The organism is Candidatus Dadabacteria bacterium, from assembly GCA_026706695.1.
Lineage (GTDB): Bacteria > Desulfobacterota_D > UBA1144 > Nemesobacterales > Nemesobacteraceae > Nemesobacter.
In genome coordinates, this window is sequence record JAPOYE010000083.1 from 1 (window position 1) to 13,548 (window position 13,548).

The following is a 13,548-nucleotide window of genomic DNA, read 5'->3' on the forward strand; positions in this document are numbered from 1 at the left end:
CGAAAGGACTCAAACCCTGATTTCAGGGGTGGTGCACTTCAAAGTTCAAGGGGCGGATATATAAAATCAGCTTTCCCGACGGATCGGCTTACGTTGGGCAGACAAGACAGCCGATTTCCTCCCGACTCGCGCAGCATCGGCGGTCGAACCCATGCAATTCGATTCTGCACCGAAACCTTCTGATAATGAAGCCGACTGTGGAAGTTCTCTCTCGTCACCGCAAGCAGGAGATTGCCGACCGGGAAGAAAGTGGATCATGGGACTTGAGAAACCGATAAACAGATATGTTGACGGGAAGCAGATCAACGGGAATCCCGAAGCGCCGTCGTTGCGTGACAACAGGTGGCCTAAAGAAAGAAACCGGCGGAAGAGGCCCAAGTATCCTCGTAGGGACAGCGGTTATCACGTTTGTTCTTGGTGTTGGCGAAAACTTCCAGTGTCGGAATTCTATTCGGACTGCCGCAGGTCGGTTGGTCTCTCAAGCCGGTGCAAGAGGATGCGCTGAAGCCGAGAGCAGGGCCCGTCGAGAGGCGATAAGAAAAAGAGGAGATACTTCCGTCGCTTATTTCCAGACGAAGCTAGCGTGTCAGGCACTGCGGGCGACGAAAACCCGACCGGTGGTTAAAGTTGTATGAGAAATAAAAGGATGTCCGGGCATGAATCTCGGGACCCGGTGGAACTCTATTCTATATTCTGAATCTGTTCCCGTATTTTCTCGAGTTCAAGGCGTACGCCTATTGTAAGGTGCGAGATCCCCGCGTCCTTGCATTTCGCCGATATCGTTCCCGCCTCCCTGTTCATTTCCTGGACCAGAAAGTCAAGCTCCTTCCCTACGGCCCCCTTTTTCCTGGCGGTTTTCCTGAACTTTGAGATGTGAGCCTCAAGCCTCACGATTTCCTCGTCAATCTCGCTTTTCTCCGTGATTATTGCCGCGGCTTCCTGGGAGAGAATAGGGTCGTTCTTATGCTTTGAGGAGAAGAGTTTCTCGATTTTCTCCTTAGTCTTTTTGTCGGATTTCTTTATGAATTCTTTTCTTTTTTTCTTTATGCCGTCAACCGTCTTTCTTATGACCTCCAGACGCCCGAGTATGGATTTTTCAAGTTTCTGCCCCTCGATTTCCCGGCTTTTGTTGAACTTTACGAGAGTTTTTGCTACCGCTTCCTTGATTCTGGCTTCCGTCTCCCTTGAGACCTCTGGTCCGGCGTGGCTTTCAAAGGAGTTCTCCATCATGAGCAGGTGCTCAATTCCTATCTCCGTTTTGAGCCCCAGGGCGGAATTGATTCTTTTGAGGGAACTGTGATTTTCCCGGAGAACCTTTTCGGATAACCGCTGTCTCTCCTTTCTGTTTGTCTGCACGGAAAGCCTGAGGCGGAGTTTCCCCCTCTGAATCGAGTTCTTCAGCCTGTCTTCAATGGTGGTTTCCATGTGGAGTAACGATTCGGGAACGCTGGCCTTGACGTCAAGGAACCTGTGGTTCTCCGACCGCATGTCCACCATGATCTTTCCGATCTCCGTGCTTACGGATGATTCCGCGAAACCTGTCATGCTTTTCATGATAGTTTTCTCTTTATTTCTGTATCCGTTTTCTTTTTTCCCAAGCAGGATACCCGCAACGGGTTCGGCTTCGCAACCGCCGCCGGGTGTGCGGAGAAAACCGCGGCGCACGTCGCCGAAACTTGCCTGCGCCATTTTTCTCGTTTAACTTCTTATTTTATTCACAGGATCTTCAGTTCCCGCTCCATGAGAAAAGCTTATCTTTTCGTTCTGCCATTGCTGCTTCTTTTTGCTTCCTGCGCCATTCCCGTGCGAAGTCAAGACGCAAGAAGGCCGCAGCCGAGAGTTTCTGCCACCAGCGTGGTGAACTCTTTTCTCGAGGCGCTTAAGGAACGGGATTTTAAATCCGCTTACGAGAAGATCCATATATTCAGTTCGGACCGCGAGGGTTACGTGAGCAGGTTCGAGCTTCTTTACGAGCGCTACGACATCAGGATAGTTGACTACAGGGTCCTGGCGACCCAGCTTTTCAAGGACACCGCCATAGTGGTCGCGGAAGTCGAGGTCGACTACAGGGAGCCGGGCGAAGACAAGCGTCAGAGGGCCAGATACACAAACCGCTACGATCTTTCCATACCCGAAAAAGAATGGAAGATAATGAAGGACGAGTGCATTGAGAACTGCAGTTACGGACCGCAAGGCGGAGACGGAGGAGGCTAAAGTGATAAAAGTTGCGGTAGCGGGGGTGTGCGGGCGTATGGGAATGAGCGTGGCTTCGCTCGCGGGCTCAGACGGGGATATTGAGCTTGTGGGGGCGACTGAGGCGGCGGGACACGTTTCGGTCGGCCGGGATCTAGGGGATCTTCTTGCGGGCGCGGGGCCGGGAGTAAGCGTGAGTGACAGCATTTCGGAAGCGGCCCGGGACTCGGACGTCATAATTGACTTTACCGTTCCCGAGGCGACCCTTGCCCACGCCGAATATTCGGTCCGGAACGGAAAGTCGATGGTCATAGGGACAACAGGCTTTGAGCCCGGGCAGAGAGAAGAGCTCCTTGGGCTGCTTCGGCGGATACCGTGCGTTTTCTCTCCCAACATGAGCGTCGGGATAAACGTCCTTTTCGAGATATCAAGGCAGGTGGCCTCTCATCTGGGAGAGGGCTACGACGCAGAGATTTTCGAGGCCCATCACAGGGGGAAAGCCGATTCTCCCAGCGGAACGGCAATCGCGCTCGCAGAAGCGGTCGCCGCCGGTCTAGGATCAGAGCTCGAAGACGTGGCGAAATATGAAAGGCACGGGCGGATAGGGGCGAGAGGGAAAGGGGAAATAGGCATCCAGACGCTTCGGGGAGGAGACGTGGTCGGGGATCACACCGTCATGTTCCTCGGCGACGGAGAGAGAGTGGAGCTTACCCACAGGGCGACCAGCAGGGAGAACTTCTCTGCGGGCGCGATTCGCGCGGCGAAGTGGATTCCGGGAAAACCTCCGGGGATCTACGCTATGAGGGACGTGCTCGGATTCTGATCCCGCCGCGTTTGTCCACCATGTACCAGTTCAGGCTTGTCGAAAAGGAAAAGGGCGGTTCCGCCAGGCTGGGGGAAATCCGCACTTTACGTGAAACGGTTGAGACTCCGGCATTCATGCCCGTGGCGACCCAGGGAGCGGGCAAGGCCATAACGCCTCTTGATCTTCGACGTCTCGGTTTCAGGGCTCTTATCGCAAACGCCTACCATCTCTACCTGAGGCCCGGCACGGACATAATAAGCTCCCTCGGCGGACTTCACCGCTACATGTCGTGGGACGGCGCGATCGTCACCGACAGCGGCGGCTATCAGGTGCTGAGCCTCGCGAAAAGCAGGAAGATAACGGAAGACGGGGTCTCCTTCCGCTCCCACATAGACGGAAGCGAGCATTTCTTCTCCCCGGAGGTCTCGATAGCCGTTCAGGAGGACCTGGGCTCTGACGTGATGATGTGCTTTGACGAATGTCCGGCCCATGATTCCCCCTACGAGTACATGGAGAAGTCGGTTTCCCTTACGACGCGCTGGGCGGGGCTCTGCAAGCAGGCGAGGCGGGATCCCTCCAGGGCCCTTTTCGGCATCGTGCAGGGAGGGGTGTACGAGGACCTTCGGGCGCGCTCGGCGGGCGAGCTTGTGGACATAGGGTTTGACGGCTACTCGATAGGCGGGCTGGGGATCGGCGAAGAAAGCGGGGCGACTTTTGAGATTACCGAACTCTGCGCCGGGCTTCTGCCCGAGGACAGGCTCCGCTACCTCATGGGCATCGGCAATCCGGGCGACATAGTGAGGGCGGTAGCTCTCGGAGTCGATCTTTTCGACTGCGTAATCCCGACCCGCAACGCCCGCAACGGCACTCTCTTTACAAGCCGGGGAAAAGTGGTTATAAAAAACTCCCGTTACGCGTACGACAGCTCGGCTCTTGATGAGGATTGCGGCTGCTACACGTGCGAAAATTTTTCAAGGTCGTATCTGAGGCATATATTCATGGCCGGGGAGATTCTCTCTCTTCAGCTGCTGACCCTTCATAACCTCTATTATTACTCCGAACTGATGAGAAGAATAAGAGAATCGATAAAAACCGGCACCTTCAGGCAGTTGTGCTCGGAACTCAGCGATGCTGAGGAGGAACAGTAATTGAAAAAACTAGCTTTTGCCGCTACTTCAGCCCTTTTTCTTTTATCATGCATGCCTCCCGGGACCGGGCAGGGAGGAACGGGGGGAACGCCGTTCTCGGCCATACTCCCGTTCGTTTTAATATTCGCCCTTTTTTACTTTCTTATAATAAGACCTCAGCAGCGCCAGAGCCGTGAGCGCAAGAAGATGCTCGCCGAGGTAAAAAGAGGCGACGGCATTGTTACCACCGGTGGCATATACGGCAGGGTGATAAACGTCGACGGGGACGACCTCACGGTCGAGATAGCTAAAGGCATCAACATAAAAATGGTCCGCTCCGGGATCTCGGAGAAGACCGATTCCGGGGCAGCTGAAGGCAAACCCAAAGGGGGCGGCTGATTAGATGAAAGGCGTGTCCCGTCTTTGGATTACCGTTATCGCTCTTTTCTCTTTTCTCTGCGTAATACTCCTTACGCCTACCTTCATGGGCGACAAGCTTCCCTCGTGGTGGGGAAAGGTTTTCTCAAGCAAGGGGATAAGCCTCGGGCTTGATCTTGAGGGAGGGATATTTCTTCTTCTGGGAGTGGAGACCGAAGAGGGCGTGGAGCAGGAAATGCTCATAGTCGAGGAGTCCCTGGTATCGAAATTCAGGCAGAACAGGATTCTCGTTAAGAACTCCTCTGTCTCGGACGGAACCCTCACGATCGGCCTTTTCCCGGGCGCGGATATGGACAAGGCGCTTGAGGTTGCGCGCGACGAGTTTGAAAAGGTGGCGAATATAAGTTCCGACGGCTTTCTGGTCAGGCTCTCGATAAAATCGTCCTACGTGGATGAGCTTGAGCGAAACTCAATAGAGCGGGTCCGCCACATAATAGAGAACCGCGTTAAGGATTTCGGCCTCGTCGAGCCGAGCATACAGAAATCAGGCGAAGACAGGATCCTGGTGCAAGTGCCGGGCGCTTCCAAAAAAGACAGGCAGAGAATAGTTAACCTGATCAAAAAGACGGCCGTTTTGGAATTCAAAATCGTAAGGGCGGCCGGGGCGTCGCAGGAGAACCTGCTCGCTGCCGCCGAAGCCGGGACCAAGAGGCAGCTCGCGGAAAAAGGTTTTGCCATCCACGAGGGAGACACCGGGAACGAGAACGAGAAGTTCTTCCTGACTGAAAGGCTTGCGAGCGTGACGGGGGAATATATCTCGGATGCCCGGATAACGTTTGACAATTACGGAAACCCCGCGGTCGGATTCACGTTCAGGGGGGAGGGCGCGAGCAAGTTCGGCAAGCTTACCGAGGCTAACATCGGCGAACGTCTGGCGATAGTTCTTGACGGCGTGATAAAGTCGGCTCCCACAATCCAGGACAAAATAACCTACCAGGGCACGATAACCGGCACTTTCACCACGGAGGAGGCAAAAGACCTCGCGCTTATCCTGAGATCAGGCTCCCTTCCGGTTCCCGTGAGGGTCGAGCAGGAAAGGACCGTAGGTCCTTCCCTGGGGCAGGACTCGATAGAGAAGGGGAGATTCTCCATGATCGTCGGCGGCATACTTGTTCTGGTGTTCATGGTCTTTTTCTACAGGATGCAGGGTGTTGTAGCGAACGCCGCGCTTGTGCTCAACATACTTTTCATAATGGGTTTTCTCTCCGCTTTCGGCGTTACGCTTACGCTTCCCGGCATAGCGGGACTCGTTTTGACGCTCGGCATGGCGGTTGACGGAAACATCATCATATTCGAGAGAATAAAAGAGGAACTCATGGCGGGCAAAACCGCGGTTCACTCGATTGAAACGGGATACGCGAGATCCGTCTGGACCATACTTGACGCGAACGTCACGACACTTCTTACGGCGCTTATACTTTTCTGGCTGGGCACCGGCCCCGTAAAAGGTTTTGCGGCAACGCTTTCAATCGGAATAGTGTCGACCGTTTTCAGTAACCTGATTGTGGCGAGAGTCTTTACGAACATGCTTTACAGAGACAAGAACCTAACGGAAGTAAGTATCTGAGGGTGCGCGAGTGCGGATTATAGGAAAACTGAGTTACGATTTTGTGGATAAGATGGGGGGTGCGATGCGTATTTCCATCGCGCTTGCGGTTATCTCCATCGCCTCCCTTCTGTATCACCAGGGGCCTAACTGGGGAGTAGAGTTCACCGGTGGAACGGAGATACATATAAAGCTCGCAAAGAGCCTTGAGACCCAGGTTCTCAAAGATGCGCTTGCCGAGAACGGCTTTCCCTCGGAATCGGTTCAGCGCTTCGGTCTTCCGGGCGACAACGAGCACCTGATACAGTTTGCGCCGGAACTTGCGACTTTTGACCAGATAGGAGATTTCCAGAAAAAGCTGGAAGACCTCTTCGCCACGTCAGAAAATTTCGAGGGAGCCTCCATCCAGAGGATAGACTACATAGGTCCCAGGGTGGGTAAGGAGCTCATAACCAAGGCCCTTTTATCCATACTGATTGCGTGCGTCGGCATACTCGCCTACCTGGTGTTTCGGTTTGAATTCGGTTTTGCCGTGGGGGCGGTTATCGCCCTTATTCACGATACCCTTATAACCGTTGGGGCCATATCGCTCGCGGACAAGGAGTTCACCCTTGCGATCGTAGCCGCGCTTCTGACAGTGATAGGTTATTCGGTTAACGACACAATCGTCATATTTGACAGGATAAGGGAGAACATGGGGAATTTCCCCGAAAAGGGCTTCAGGGAGCTTGTTAACGATGGAATAAGCCAGACGCTCTCGCGTACGTTGCTCACGGCTATAACGGTATTCATAGTACTCCTTCCGCTCTTTTTCCTCGGCGGCTCGGTAATACACGATTTCGCGTTTACCCTTATGGTCGGGGTCATTATAGGAACCTACTCGTCGATTTTCGTGGCGAGTGCCTTCGTGGTCTACTGGAGAAAAAGAAAGGCGGCCGGATAGAAGCCGCGCTTTGGCGGATGGCCCGTCAAAAGCTCCATCCGTGCTTTGATAATCGCTCCCATAACGGTTAAATATTTTCCGTTTTGTTTCTTAAAACACACAACTCGTTCATATTATGCAGGAAGCGCTTGAGCAGATAAGAAACCAGATAGGTTCTGATCTTGAGGGGGTCTCTACGGAAGCCGATCTCGTCAGGGTGAAGGCAGGCTACGTCGGGAAGAAGGGATCCCTCACGCAGCTTCTGAAATCCATGAAGGACCTTCCCGCTTCCGAGCGCCGCCAGGCGGGCATTCTCATAAACAGAACCAAGAAGGAAGTCGAGGAGCTGATCGAGAGAAAATCCGATGAGATAAAGCGCAGAGCGATGGATGAAAAGCTCCTTGAGGAGGCAACCGACTTCACTCTCCCGGGGCGTGGAATGCCAGTCGGAGCCAAGCATCCCATAACCCAGGTGATGGAGCGCATCGTCTATGATTTTGAGAGGATGGGATTTGAAGTCGCCGAGGGGCCCGAGGTCGAGCTTGATTACTACAATTTCGAGGCGCTTAACATACCGAAAAACCACCCCGCAAGGGACATGCAGGACACTTTCTACATAACCGATGACATGGTGTTGAGAACCCATACCTCGCCGGTGCAGATACGGATCATGCAGACCCAGCAGCCCCCCGTGAAGATAATAGCTCCCGGAAAGGTTTACCGGTGCGACAGCGACGTTTCCCACACCCCTATGTTCCACCAGATAGAAGGTCTTCTCGTTGACAAGGGGATAACTTTCGGAAACTTAAAATCCGTCATCATTCAGTTCGTCAAACTCACTTTCGGCGACGATACGAACGTAAGGTTCCGCCCGAGTTTCTTTCCCTTCACCGAGCCCAGCGCCGAGGTGGACATAGAGTGTCAGATATGTTCCGGCAACGGATGCAGGGTATGCAAGGGCACCGGCTGGCTTGAAATAATGGGATGCGGAATGGTCGACCCCGCGGTTTTCTCAAGCGTTAACTACAACACTGACATCTATTCGGGTTTCGCCTTCGGCATGGGGGTTGAGAGAATCGCCATGCTTAAGTACGGGATAAACGACATAAGGCTTTTCTTTGAGAACGATGTAAGGTTTTTGAGGCAGTTCGTATAGTTTTTAGGGGCGGCTGTCAGATGGGAATCGTTTTTTATGGTTCGCTTCATTTTACTATATAAAACCATCAAATTAGACAACATTTCGAAGTTTTGAAAATATTTCTCATATGAGAATGATCCGGATCAAACGTTAAGCAAAATTCGAGAGAACAGAAAGGAGAACATCGATGGGAATCAAACCTGATCACTGGATAAGGAAAATGGCGCTTGAGCACAAGATGATAGACCCTTTTGTAGAGGGGCAGGTAAGCAAGGGCGTTATATCGTACGGCCTTTCCTCTTACGGCTACGATATCAGGGTGAGCAACGAGTTCAAGGTGTTTACCAACCTTCACAGCGCCGTCGTTGACCCTAAGAATTTCGATCCCAACTCCTTTGTGGAGATAGAGAACGATTACTGTATAATTCCGCCGAACTCCTTCGCGCTCGCAAAAACCGTTGAGTATTTCAGGATACCCAGAAGCACCGTTACCGTGTGCGTCGGTAAATCCACTTACGCAAGGTGCGGGATAATCGTTAACGTCACCCCGTTCGAACCCGAATGGGAGGGATACGTGACGCTTGAAATTTCGAATACGACCCCCATTCCCGCGAAGATATATTCAAACGAGGGAATAGCCCAGGTGCTCTTTTTTGAGGGTGATGAGGAATGCCAAATTTCGTACGCGGACAAGAAGGGAAAATACCAGAAACAGACCGGCATAACGCATCCGAAAATTTCCCAGGGGTAGCATGACGGCCGGTGTTTTGCTGCTGATTTTAACGCCTTAAGAGAAAAGACCGGCAATCTGCACGCGCAGGTCGCTGAGCACCATCTTCAATGCGGGCGGATCCGGCACGATGTCTCCAAGTGAGCGTTCCCAGTCCCTGCCGACGAGGGCAAGCAAGCCGTCGTCAAAAAAATCCTCAGCGCCTGTGAACATGATGTTCTTTGCCGAGCACTTGTTCCGCAGGAAAGAACTGAAATCGGTAAAGTCCATGTCATCCCTGCGTGCGCTCAATATATGCCAGAGGTCATAGTAATCGCGAGCACGTGGTCTGACCCATCTGCTGCTTTTAAATCTGTCAACGTTTTGCAATACCGCCCGTAGTTTTTCCGCGACAACTTCTTCAAGGGAATATGTATTGATTTCCGCTTCGAGCGGTTCGTCGTAATGATGAATGATTTTTCGCCTTTGCTGGGGCCTGAGAATTTTTTCATCCATGGTGATTTCCACCATAATCCTGGTAAGCGGATAATTATGCCAAGGGAGGCGGGCCCGTATTTTGAAAGCTTCCTGATTTCCAGGGTGAGGGCGCCTTTCCTTATAGCGTTTACAGACAATATTCACGGGTTCTTTCAGGAGTCTCTGTTGAACGATCTCGCACGCTTCCCGAATGGAATTTTCCATGTTATCGCCTCTGGGCGTCGTGGGGAGTCCGGTAAAATCCAGGTCCTCGGAAAAGCGATAATCATCGAAATAACATTTCCTGAGAGCCGTACCCCCTTTGAAGACAAGGGTATCGGAAAGTGCCGGTACTTGGCTGATACCGGCGAGAATCCAGGAAAGCAGATAATCACGTTCGATAACATGCCACGGAATGCCGGTGGACTTGTGCGCCTGCGAAATAAGGGAGTAAGCTGATTTTACCATGAGTCGATGTTCCCGGGCAGATTTTCCTGTATCATCCAGCGGCTGTTGCACGGTCCCTTTCTCGGCCCCGTGGGATCAAGCTTGCGATAGCCCTTGACGGGCAGTTCCGCAAGTTCGCTGAATTCGGAAGAATCATATCCCCAGTATTCAAGAATCCAACCCAGTCGTTTTGCCGCCGCGCCGCTCAGTCGCAGAGCGTATTCGACTATGCGCTTGATATTCAGTCTGTCTTCTGTTTTGTTAAAGGCGTAAAGCACTTCCTCAAAGCCGCCGCAGTACTGCGGACGGCAGAGACCGTCCAGAAGGGTACGTTCCATATCCGTTATTGATACCAGAGTGTTGCCGATCAGTATTTCTTCCGTACCGAAGAAATGCTCGGGTTTCACCTGAATGAACCTGTATGAAGCGTTCCCGCTCTCATAACCCCTGTAGGACATTCCTCTGCCTTTAATCCCTCGAACGCGCGGGAAGGAACTTTCCGTGGTTGTCAGGACGAAAATCGTTCTCGGGATCTGTTCTGTCAAGCCGTGGTGATTCATGGCCAGCCAGTGAGAGATCGCCGCGGGGCTTGCCAGATTCATGGCAATCTCAAACTCGTGCACGGGAAAGATTCCAGGAACGGACAGTGCAAACAGCCCCCTGCGGATCGGGACTATCCAGTCATTTTGACGCAGGTGGTAAAGAGCTTCGCATAGGTACGAATCCTTGAGACCAACGCGGGGGGCCAGTTCCCGCGCCCGTTCTGTGGAGAATATCCTGTCTCCCTGGGAAGCCAGAAGCTTGACCAGTTCAATTCCGACCATGGACTTTTTTAGATTTCTTTCGGTGTTAATTTGATTTTCTCTAATTGTTACTTAATATAATCTATCATGTTTGATATAAATAATATGGCAAAAATTAGATAATGTCAAATTTTTGCCATATTAAATCTATTCCATAAAAACGCAAATTTACCTTCAAAAACATTATTCGTACAGCAGGTGATGTCTCTTGAAGTTCTGTGCGACTATGATGGTCTGAAAGAATTCAGTCAGAAATAATTAGATTTAAAAGAGCAACATCGTTTGTGGTTGACCGCACAATGGATTGTTATGGAGAAAATTTCTGATTTTTACTTAAACTGCCGGATATTACGGACTTTTTTCTTTTTTTCAGGTATCATAATAACCACGATATCTCTGACCGGGAGGTACTTGTTTTGAGCGAGTCTCAAGAATCCGAAACAATGGGCGAATTGCGGCAGAATAACGGTTACGGCGACGATTACACCGCCGAGCAGATAAAGGTTCTTCCGGGCCTTGAAGCCGTAAGAAAACGCCCGGATATGTACATAGGTGATACCAATTCCCGGGGATTTCACCACCTCGTGTTCGAGGTTCTCGATAACAGCGTGGACGAATCCCTGGCCGGCTTCTGCGGCAATATTTCCGTCACCGTGCACGTGGACGAGAGCATCACGGTTGAGGACGACGGAAGGGGAATCCCGGTTGACATCCACGAGGAGACGGGAAAACCGGCCGTTGAGGTCGTGATGACCATGCTCCACGCCGGGGGGAAATTCGACAGCAAGGTCTATCAGGTTTCGGGAGGGCTCCACGGCGTGGGTGTCACGGTGGTAAACGCGCTCTCAGAGAACCTCTCGATAGAGATAAAGAGGGAAGGGGATGTCTGGTACCAGGAATATGAAAAGGGAGAGGCGGTAAAAGACCTTAAAAACACCGGGAAAACGAAAAAAAGCGGAACAAAGATTCATTTTAAGCCCGATTCCGGAATATTCGAGGTTAGCGAGTTCAATTACGACATCCTCGCCCACAGGATAAGGGAGCTTGCTTTCCTTAACAAGGGTCTTCGTATCACCCTTAACGACGAGAGAACGGACAGGTCCCAGGAGTTTTTCTACGAAGGGGGGATCGTCGCTTTCGTCGAGGAGCTTAACCAGAACAGAAAAGCGCTTCATCCCGAGGTGATCTACGTCGCCGGAGAGAGGGACTCGACCGTGGTCGAAGTCGCCCTGCAGTATAACGACACTTACAGGGAAACCATATTCTGCTACGCGAACAACATAAACAACGTGGAGGGCGGAACCCATCTCTCGGGTTTCCGGACTTCTCTTACGAGGACCATAAACAGGTATGCCGAGGAGAAGAACCTTCTTAAGAATCTCAAGATGGCCATTGCCGGAGAGGACGTGAGGGAGGGTCTGGTGGCTGTTGTGAGCGTAAAGATCCCGGATCCGAAATTTGAAGGCCAGACCAAAACGAAGCTCGGAAACACTTCCGTAAGGGGCATCGTCGAGTCTTTGCTTAACGATAAGCTTCGGGTGTTCTTTGAAGAGAATCCCCCTGTGGCCAGAAGAATCGTGGAAAAAACGATAGAAGCCGCAAGAGCAAGGAACGCCGCGAGAAAGGCAAAGGAGCTTACTAGGAGAAAGAGCGCCCTTGAGTCCGGCGCGCTTCCCGGAAAGCTCGCCGACTGCCAGGAGCGCGACCCCGAGAAAAGCGAACTTTACATAGTCGAGGGGGAGTCGGCGGGCGGATCCGCGAAACAGGCAAGAGACAGGCACAATCAGGCCATTCTGCCGCTTAAGGGGAAAATCCTGAACGTCGAGAAGGCTAGGCTTGACAAGATGCTTGCCAACGAGGAAATCCGCACCACGATCACCGTTCTGGGCACCGGGATAGGGGAGGAGGAAGGCGACTTCGACATATCGAAGATACGCTACCACAAGATAATACTGATGACCGACGCGGACGTTGACGGATCGCACATAAGGACTCTTCTTCTCACGCTGTTTTACCGCTATTTCAGAGAAGTAATAGAAAAGGGATATCTCTACGTCGCGCAGCCTCCTCTGTACCTTGTGAGAAAGGGAAGAAAGGAAACTTATCTCAAGGACGATCAGGAATACGAGGAACTTCTCGTCAAGCTCGGAGTCGAAGGCCTTGAAATCGCCTCTGGAGGCACAAACGGTCACGCAAGGCAGATCAAGGGACAGAAGCTTTTCGATCTCGTGCAGAAAGCCATCAGGTACGGGAAACTTCTTGACCGCATGAGCAGGTGGGGGAGAAATAGGGGGATAGTTGACGGTTTCGCCAGAAGAGTCGATCTCGGCAAGACCAACCTCAGGATTGGCAACGAAGCCTCCCTGGATGCTCATCTTGTCGGAATAAAGCAATGGCTCGAAGAGAGCTATCCCGACATAGTTGATCTTGACTGGACGCTTGGAGAAGACACGGAACATAATTCAAACAGCATCGAATATGACTTCAGGGAAAACGGAAGGGTAAGCTCCTGCCTGATTGATTTTAACTTTCTCGCCTCTCCCGATTTCAGGGAGCTCAGGAAGCTTGCCGAGTCGCTTAGCCCGCTCTGGGACTCTGCCTGCCATATAGTTGATAACAGCGAAGAAAAAGAGATTGGAAGTCTCGAGAAGTTCGTTGAACTCATCATGGAAAGGGGGAAGAAGGGTCAGTTCATACAGAGGTATAAAGGTCTCGGGGAGATGAACCCGGAGCAGCTTTGGTCAACTACCATGAATCCCGAGAACAGGGTGCTGAAACAGGTTCAGGTTGACGATGCTGTTGAAGCGGACGAGATATTCTCGAAGCTCATGGGTGATCAGGTAGAACCCAGAAAAGAGTTTATTGAATTAAACGCTCTTAGGGTCAGCAATCTGGATATCTGATAGACCGAACTGGGAGTTGTATGGGAAGGGAACTATCAGT

At 51.9% G+C, this 13,548-nt stretch carries 12 protein-coding genes; 9 read left to right on the plus strand and 3 right to left on the minus strand.

Translation table 11 applies throughout. From position 1 onward, the window contains the following. Positions 1-681: 681 nt before the first annotated feature. On the minus strand, positions 682-1,689 hold the full coding sequence (locus OXG10_06030; GenBank protein ID MCY3826919.1) for a YicC family protein: 1,008 nt from the start codon (positions 1,687-1,689) through the stop codon (positions 682-684). Between the two features lie 51 nt (positions 1,690-1,740). Between OXG10_06030 and OXG10_06035 the strand changes: the two genes are divergently transcribed. From OXG10_06035 to dcd, 8 genes are all read left to right on the plus strand, one after another. Further along, positions 1,741-2,214, plus strand: a complete 474-nt coding sequence (locus OXG10_06035) for a hypothetical protein (protein MCY3826920.1) — start codon at positions 1,741-1,743, stop codon at positions 2,212-2,214. Between the two features lies 1 nt (position 2,215). Next, positions 2,216-3,016 carry a 4-hydroxy-tetrahydrodipicolinate reductase gene (gene dapB / locus OXG10_06040; GenBank protein ID MCY3826921.1) on the plus strand — a complete coding sequence of 267 codons (801 nt, stop codon included), beginning with the start codon at positions 2,216-2,218 and terminating at the stop codon, positions 3,014-3,016. 20 nt (positions 3,017-3,036) lie between these two features. Continuing rightward, entirely contained in the window at positions 3,037-4,146 is a 1,110-nt protein-coding gene (gene tgt / locus OXG10_06045; GenBank protein MCY3826922.1) for a tRNA guanosine(34) transglycosylase Tgt, read from the plus strand. Then, positions 4,147-4,524, plus strand: coding sequence for a preprotein translocase subunit YajC (yajC, locus tag OXG10_06050; GenBank protein ID MCY3826923.1), 378 nt, complete (start codon positions 4,147-4,149; stop codon positions 4,522-4,524). Positions 4,525-4,528: 4 nt separating this feature from the next. Continuing rightward, entirely contained in the window at positions 4,529-6,130 is a 1,602-nt protein-coding gene (secD, locus tag OXG10_06055; protein MCY3826924.1) for a protein translocase subunit SecD, read from the plus strand. A gap of 10 nt (positions 6,131-6,140) precedes the next feature. Further along, complete coding sequence (secF, locus tag OXG10_06060; GenBank protein MCY3826925.1) at positions 6,141-7,052, plus strand: protein translocase subunit SecF; 912 nt, start codon at positions 6,141-6,143, stop codon at positions 7,050-7,052. Positions 7,053-7,167: 115 nt separating this feature from the next. Then, a complete protein-coding gene (gene pheS, locus OXG10_06065; protein ID MCY3826926.1) occupies positions 7,168-8,187 on the plus strand; it encodes a phenylalanine--tRNA ligase subunit alpha in 1,020 nt (339 codons plus the stop codon). Between the two features lie 169 nt (positions 8,188-8,356). Further along, positions 8,357-8,920 carry a dCTP deaminase gene (gene dcd / locus OXG10_06070; GenBank protein ID MCY3826927.1) on the plus strand — a complete coding sequence of 188 codons (564 nt, stop codon included), beginning with the start codon at positions 8,357-8,359 and terminating at the stop codon, positions 8,918-8,920. Positions 8,921-8,956: 36 nt separating this feature from the next. Here the strand turns inward: dcd and OXG10_06075 are convergent, their stop codons facing one another. Then, positions 8,957-9,823 carry a nucleotidyl transferase AbiEii/AbiGii toxin family protein gene (locus OXG10_06075; GenBank protein ID MCY3826928.1) on the minus strand — a complete coding sequence of 289 codons (867 nt, stop codon included), beginning with the start codon at positions 9,821-9,823 and terminating at the stop codon, positions 8,957-8,959. After that, positions 9,817-10,626 carry a hypothetical protein gene (locus OXG10_06080; GenBank protein ID MCY3826929.1) on the minus strand — a complete coding sequence of 270 codons (810 nt, stop codon included), beginning with the start codon at positions 10,624-10,626 and terminating at the stop codon, positions 9,817-9,819. Before OXG10_06080 ends, OXG10_06075 begins: the two co-directional genes overlap by 7 nt. 422 nt (positions 10,627-11,048) lie before the next feature. Between OXG10_06080 and gyrB the strand changes: the two genes are divergently transcribed. Continuing rightward, on the plus strand, positions 11,049-13,508 hold the full coding sequence (gene gyrB / locus OXG10_06085) for a DNA topoisomerase (ATP-hydrolyzing) subunit B (GenBank protein ID MCY3826930.1): 2,460 nt from the start codon (positions 11,049-11,051) through the stop codon (positions 13,506-13,508). Positions 13,509-13,548: the final 40 nt, after the last annotated feature.

Bases quoted from the DNA above. Each gene is read 5' to 3' on its own strand.
- gyrB (MCY3826930.1), top strand. From the start codon at position 11,049: ATGGGCGAATTGCGGCAGAATAACGGTTACGGCGACGATTACACCGCC.
- secD (MCY3826924.1), top strand. From the start codon at position 4,529: ATGAAAGGCGTGTCCCGTCTTTGGATTACCGTTATCGCTCTTTTCTCT.
- OXG10_06080 (MCY3826929.1), bottom strand. From the start codon at position 10,626: ATGGTCGGAATTGAACTGGTCAAGCTTCTGGCTTCCCAGGGAGACAGG.
- dcd (MCY3826927.1), top strand. From the start codon at position 8,357: ATGGGAATCAAACCTGATCACTGGATAAGGAAAATGGCGCTTGAGCAC.
- tgt (MCY3826922.1), top strand. From the start codon at position 3,037: ATGTACCAGTTCAGGCTTGTCGAAAAGGAAAAGGGCGGTTCCGCCAGG.
- OXG10_06030 (MCY3826919.1), bottom strand. From the start codon at position 1,689: ATGGCGCAGGCAAGTTTCGGCGACGTGCGCCGCGGTTTTCTCCGCACA.
- pheS (MCY3826926.1), top strand. From the start codon at position 7,168: ATGCAGGAAGCGCTTGAGCAGATAAGAAACCAGATAGGTTCTGATCTT.
- OXG10_06075 (MCY3826928.1), bottom strand. From the start codon at position 9,823: ATGGTAAAATCAGCTTACTCCCTTATTTCGCAGGCGCACAAGTCCACC.
- OXG10_06035 (MCY3826920.1), top strand. From the start codon at position 1,741: ATGAGAAAAGCTTATCTTTTCGTTCTGCCATTGCTGCTTCTTTTTGCT.